Genomic DNA, 6,154 nt, shown 5'->3' with positions numbered 1-6,154 from the left:
GAACGGCAAGCAGCAGCCCAGCAGTAGCGCAGGCCGTGGCGACGAGCCCGGACCAGCGGGCTGAGCGTGCGCGGCCCGGGCGGGAACCACGCCGGCCGCCAGACACCATGCCTGTAGCTACCCCGGGCCTCGTCGGGATAAACCTTTGCCGGGATCGGCCCTGCGTGCTTACCGGGTGCGCGGCGGATCGCGATCCATTTGGTGGTCGCGATCATCAACTCACCGTTGTGGTTCTGAGCGCGGCACGGTTGGACCGGCGTCAGGCGGACAGCCCTTCGACGACGGCCAGGGCGGTCAGGTAGCGGACCTCCTGGGTGGCGGCGCGATCGCTGAGGAACTGGCCCGAGGCGCCGGCCTGCGCGGCCATCAGCGCGCGGGTGAAGGTTTCCGGGGCGACGGTCAACCGCCGCCCGGTTTTGGCGATCAGCTCGACGAAAATCCCCTGCAGCCCTTCACGAAAGCGTTCGACTCGGGCGTCGAGCGCGAGGGCGAGTTCGGACTGATGAGCCGCGCGGGCCACCAAGGCGGCGTGCAATGCAATGCGCGGTTGGTCGGCGACGCCGGCCTTGAGCAGTTGGCGCACCACACGATCGGTCTCCAGAACGCCCTTCGCTCGCAACAGGGGCGCGGCCGTCTGGCGTAGCCGCTCCACGAGGGCGTCGTTCTGATGCTCGTACACCTCGAAGAGCAGGTCCTCCATGCCGTCATAGCTGGAGTAGAAGGCCCCCCGGGTGTAGCCGGCCGCCCGGCACACCTCCTCCACCGAGAACCAGGTCCGGCCACTGTCCCGGATCAGTGCGTCGGTGGCCTCGATCAAACGGGCCCGGGTGTTGGTGCGCCGGCGGGTCGCCGGGGCCTCTGTGACCTTCACCGCATATCGCCCTTCCGACTCGATACATTCTGTATTGAATACATATTGTATTGAAGGATCCACCGAGACGGCAACCCAGGAGGTCACCATGAGCCGACGCACTGCGGTCCAGGCCCCGCCGGCGCATCCCGGCACCGACCGGGACGCGATCATCGTGGCGCGGGGGTTGACCTTCAACGGCGAGCACGGCCCGTTGTTCAGTGACGTCGACCTGACCCTGGACCACGGCCTGAACGCGGTGCACATGCCCGGCGGCCACAGCCAGAAGGCACTGCTGCTCACCCTGGCCGGCCGGCTCAAGCCCAGCGCGGGCACGGTGACCGTATTCGGCGAGACCGCACCGCGGGCCATCCGTCGGCACTGCGCGATCGCGGCCTTCGGCGACATCGACGATCTCGACGAGGCCGTCACCGTCGAGACGGTCGTGACCGAACAGCGCCGCTGGCTGGCTCCCCTGTTCCGGCGCTCCCATGATTCGGACCGAGACGTGCTGGCCGAAGTGTTCGGCGAGATCGACCGCCCGGCACCATCGGACTACATCGGCGACCTCGGTGACCTGGAGACATTCCTGCTGCAGATCGCCCTGGCGCTGTGCTCGGACCGACCGGTCCTGGTGGTCGGCGATCTCGAGCAGGTCCGCGACAACGCGCGACGGGCGCAGGCGGCACAACGCCTCGGCGTCATCGCCGCCGACCGTCTGGTCGTTGTGGGCGTGACGAACTCGCTCGGCGACGAGGCACCCGAACACGACGTGCACATCCCCAATATCGCGGGAAAGGACTGAAGAGATGGTGGGCGGACTTGCCCTCGGGTCGGAGATCAAGCGCTTCGCCCGCAATCGAATGACGCGGATCGCCGTCGTCGTCCTGATGCTGATGCCGCTGACCTACGGTGCGCTGTATCTGTGGGCGTACTGGGATCCGTTCGGCCACGTGAACAAACTCCCCGTCGCACTGGTCAATTCGGACCGCGGCACCGAGGTGTCCGGCGAGCAAATGAACGTCGGCGCCCAGATCGCCGACGGGCTCACCAATGACAAGAGCCTGGACTGGCACCTGGTCGACGACGCCGAGGCACGCGACGGAGTGGCGCACGGCAAGTACTACTTCATGCTGGAATTGCCGCCGGACTTCAGCGAGGCCATCGCCTCGCCCACGACCGGCAATCCCCGCAAGGCGCAGCTGATCGCCGAGTACAACGACGCCAACAACTACATTTCGTCGAGCATCGGCCGCACCGCGTTGGAACAGGTGCTCAACGCCGTGTCGACCAGGATCTCCGGGCAGGCCGTCAACCAGGTGCTCTCGGTGATCACCACCTCCGGGACGGGGATCAAACAGGCGGCCGACGGAGCGCAGCGGCTCTCCGACGGCGCCGCCCAACTCGACACCGGCGCAAGCCAGTTGGCGGCCGGACTCGACAGCGCGCGCAGCGGTTCCGCACAGCTGGCGGCCGGCTCCCGCACGCTGTCGGACGGCATCAACACCGCCACCGACCCCCTGTTGAAGATGACGAACCTGCTGGCGCAGATCGGCACCCAGAGCGATCAGATCAACGGCCAGGTCCAGGACAGCTCGTCGGCGCTGAGCGAGGCCTCTGACGAACTGCAGACCATCACCGGCGCCCAAGACGCTGCGGCTCAGTCGTTGACCTCGATCATCGACAACCTGTCCGCCAACCAGGATCCGGTGTCGGTGATGGCCACCGCGAAACTGCGTGACACCCGCGACCAGCTACTGGCTCATGAGCGGACCCAGGACATCCAGGGCAAGCTCGACAAGGCACGTGCCGCCGCGAACTCAGGGGGTCCGGTCGGTTCCGCGCTGACCGACATCTCGGCCAAAGGCAAGGAACTCACCGACAAGCTCAATCAGTTGCGTGACGGCGCCCAGCAGGTGGCGTCGGGCAACGCAGCGCTCAATTCCGGCATCGTCAAGCTCGACGACGGTGCACGGCAGCTGAAAACCGGTGCTGCGCAATTGAGTTCCGGTTCAAATGAACTCGCAACCAAGCTGGCCGAGGGCGCCCGGCAGGTTCCCGACTGGAGCCCTCAGCAGAAGGACGCCATCGCCCAGGCGATCGGCGGGCCGGTCCAGCTGACCAGTTCACATGAGAATTCGGCGCCGAACTTCGGCACCGGCATGGCACCGTTCTTCCTCACGCTCGCACTGTTCTTCGGCGCCATGCTGTTGTGGATGGCATTCCGCCCGCTGCAGAACCGGGCCATCGCCGCCGAGATCAGTCCGCTGCGGGTGACATTGGCCAGTTACCTGCCCGCGGTCCTGATCGGGATTCCGCAGGCGGTGATCCTCTACTGCGTCGTGCGGTTCGCTTTGCACGTGCACGCCGAGCACCCGGTGGCGATGCTGGGCTTCATGGTCCTGGTTTCGTGCGCGTTCACGGCGGTGGCACAGGCGATCAGCGCCCTGCTCGGCCCGGTGCTGGGCAAGATTCTGCTGATGACACTTTTGATGCTGCAACTGGTCAGCGCCGGCGGGCTCTACCCCGTCGAGACCACCACCAGACCGTTCCAGGCTCTGCACCGGCTCGACCCGATGGCCTACGGCGTCAACGGACTACGCCAGCTGATCCTCGGCGGCATCGACGACCGGCTCTGGCAGGCACTGATCTTCATGGTCGCCTTGTCGCTGGGGTCGATCCTGCTGACCTCGCTGGCCGCGCGGCGCAACCAGTTGTGGAACCTGACCCGGCTGGTGCCGAGCGTCAAGATGTAGCGAGAACAAAACAGGCCAGGCCTTTCGGCCTGGCCTGTTCTCGGTGGAGCTGCCGGGAAGATCTGGCCCATGTTGCTCTCAACATGGACTACGTAAACGGACTACCTTGCGAACTTGACTCCTCACGCGTAAGCATGGCCGTGTACAAGCATCAACGCCTCCTAGAAGGTCAATAGACTCGGACGCCAGTTCCCCATGATCAGCGAGATGCTGTGAACTCAACCTGGGGTTGTGCCACCGTCGGGATATCGCAGGAATCCGTTCTAACTGGGCATTCTATGGCCCCATTCCATCCGCTGACCTTGAGGATCACAGAACCGCAAATAGAAGTGGCGAGAACAACTAACTGCATCGGCTAACGAGCCCTAAGACACGGTAGTCTTCTACGGCGCGCATCGTGGTCATTGGCGCCTGCATACCCTCCTTCCTCAAGTCTCAAGAGTGAGAACGGCGCGCTTCGTGAACAGGCTAAGTTCTTTCAATCGACGGAAAATGGACCGAGATAGTAGTCTCTGATGCACTTTCGTTCACTAATGTCCTTTAATTGTCGACATGCATCTACCAAATCCACGCCGCCAGCACTTCTTGGCCGCCGTCCTGCCGATGCCATCCTGGCACGCGGGCCTGTTAACACAGTTTCGTCTCCGCAGAAACCATGACGATGCTAAGCGTGTATCGCCGGCACCGGTCCTTTACAAACTTAAGGCTCTTCCATGTCGTTGATCTATCGGGCCATTTGGCAGGATCAGGACCTTAGCGATGTGTGCGACCTAGCTGCTGAGACCTTCAGCCGATGGGTAACTTCAAAGTGGCGCTCAATAGTGGTGCCCGAAAACGGAGTTGCTTACGGAGTCGACAAGCAGGGCGCTGAGCAGGTTGAGCTTGAGGTCCGCACAAGCGGAGCCAGCGATCCCGACACGGGCATATCGTGCATATACCGTGCTGACCTCATTGAGACGCGCAGCGGCAATTCACGATGGCACACCACGCTGCGCAGTTGGGAGGCCAGTGAACCGGACAAAGATGCATTAGAGCGGTGGATCTGGGTTGACGTTGAGGTTGTAGGGGACGTCGACATCGCGCGACTCGCCAGTGCCGCACCAAGACTCGTCAACGACCTACTCGGCAGGGGTGGGTCGCCAACCGTGGATGGCGACTTATTGAAACCACTCAATGCAGAGATCACCGGATTTGCCGCAGGCGAGCAACTAGCAGAGACAATCTCCCGGCCCGACCGGACACTCCCAGTTATCGTCGTCAACGATGACGTGCAGTCTAGATGCAAGGCGGCTGACCACGACCTGTATCTCCCGGACGTAGTCGAGGCCGTACGCCGCGCCACAGCCGGCATAGCAGTGGTCTATACGATCGACAATGAAGCTGCGGACGGAGTAATCGACGCACTCGGCCGCTCACACGGGGTGTGGGACGGCGCGATGAGGGTCTACCTCACAGATGTGGATCCGGCGGCTTCCGGCAACGCTTGGCGCCATAGGTATTTCACCGCCAACCGTTATGCCGGCTCCAAGACCACCGCACGGCAGGCCGTTGGGCGACTGCTCGGACCGGTATCTGCCGTGCGGAGGCCGCCCCAGAGTTACCCCGCTGCGAAGCGTCTGCTCGAGCAAGTCGGAACTTCTGGTGACCACGAATTGCTGCTCGAACTTGCAGACACACAATTGCGCGAAGCAGACAGCGCTATTGCGGAACTGCGTGAGCAGATCCGCGATCGCGATGAGTCCATTGAAGGTCTCGCACTCGACCTCGGCGTGGCTGCCGAAGAACGCGCTTACGCTTTACGGCAGATTGAGGAACTCGAGCGTCACGTGCAGTCGCTACAGGGGCAACTGAAGGCTCCCGACGAGTTCTATGCGCTCGAGAGGGATCAGCAACCACCCGCAACCGCTGCAAGTTTGTCACACGCTGCCGAACTGGCACGGGAATACCTCTCCGACCGGCTTGTAATCCCCCCCGCCGCCCTACACGACCTTGATCAACTTGACGCAGCCCCGACATCAGCAGCGTGGGGCCAAACCTCCTGGGAAGGATTCCTCGCCCTGCATGCATACGCGTCCGATCGCGCAGCCGGATGGGATGGAGGCGGATTCTGGGAGTGGTGCAAGCACTCAGGTAATCTGCGCGCGTGGAGGGCAACTGACAAGAAGCTTGCGATGGTGGAATCCGAGAGTGTCAACAACTCGCCGAAGCTGAGGCGCACAAGGGAGTTCCCGGTGTCAGTTGACGTCCAACCAACAGGCAAGATTTTTATGCAGGCGCACCTGAAGATCGCGACGGGCGGTGGAAACCTCGCACCCCGCATTTACTTCCACTTCGATGACGGGCACTGCCGAACGCATGTTGGCTTCTTCGGTCCTCACAAGTTACTTCCAAACACCAAGACTTGATCTGACGGTATGTGACGAAAGCTCTTTCGCTAGCGGCGGACCTAAGCCGCCCCGATAAGCGAATCGCCCGTTCAAATGTCGGAGAGTTCGGAGGTCAGCGAGGAGAGTCCTCAGCCGGCCAAACTTGTTTTTCGCTTCCGTAC

5 protein-coding genes are annotated in these 6,154 nt (G+C 63.0%); 3 read left to right on the top strand and 2 right to left on the bottom strand.

Translation table 11 applies throughout. The features are described from left to right. Both MSZK_RS32905 and MSZK_RS11555 read right to left on the bottom strand, forming a co-directional pair. On the bottom strand, positions 1-215 hold a 215-nt coding region (locus tag MSZK_RS32905; RefSeq protein ID WP_233211238.1), incomplete at its 3' end, for a hypothetical protein. A gap of 44 nt (positions 216-259) precedes the next feature. After that, on the bottom strand, positions 260-817 hold the full coding sequence (locus tag MSZK_RS11555) for a TetR/AcrR family transcriptional regulator (RefSeq protein WP_158230569.1): 558 nt from the start codon (positions 815-817) through the stop codon (positions 260-262). 142 nt (positions 818-959) lie between these two features. Between MSZK_RS11555 and MSZK_RS11550 the strand changes: the two genes are divergently transcribed. The 3 genes from MSZK_RS11550 to MSZK_RS11540 all read left to right on the top strand — a co-directional run bounded on the left by MSZK_RS11550 (position 960) and on the right by MSZK_RS11540 (position 6,011). Continuing rightward, positions 960-1,655, top strand: coding sequence for a hypothetical protein (locus MSZK_RS11550; protein WP_099247895.1), 696 nt, complete (start codon positions 960-962; stop codon positions 1,653-1,655). Between the two features lie 4 nt (positions 1,656-1,659). Further along, the gene (locus tag MSZK_RS11545; protein ID WP_099247893.1) at positions 1,660-3,606 is read left to right on the top strand and encodes a YhgE/Pip domain-containing protein; all 1,947 of its coding nucleotides are present in this window, start codon (positions 1,660-1,662) and stop codon (positions 3,604-3,606) included. 713 nt (positions 3,607-4,319) lie between these two features. Then, on the top strand, positions 4,320-6,011 hold the full coding sequence (locus MSZK_RS11540) for a hypothetical protein (RefSeq protein WP_099247891.1): 1,692 nt from the start codon (positions 4,320-4,322) through the stop codon (positions 6,009-6,011). Positions 6,012-6,154: the final 143 nt, after the last annotated feature.

The organism is Mycobacterium sp. shizuoka-1, assembly GCF_002723835.1.
In the GTDB taxonomy this organism is placed as follows: Bacteria; Actinomycetota; Actinomycetes; order Mycobacteriales; family Mycobacteriaceae; genus Mycobacterium.
Note: the sequence above shows the minus strand (reverse complement) of the source record. Positions and strands in the feature narration are given on the sequence as shown.

Coding starts and splice junctions, on each gene's coding strand:
- MSZK_RS11550 (WP_099247895.1), top strand. CDS start 960: ATGAGCCGACGCACTGCGGTCCAGGCCCCGCCGGCGCATCCCGGCACC.
- MSZK_RS11545 (WP_099247893.1), top strand. CDS start 1,660: ATGGTGGGCGGACTTGCCCTCGGGTCGGAGATCAAGCGCTTCGCCCGC.
- MSZK_RS11540 (WP_099247891.1), top strand. CDS start 4,320: ATGTCGTTGATCTATCGGGCCATTTGGCAGGATCAGGACCTTAGCGAT.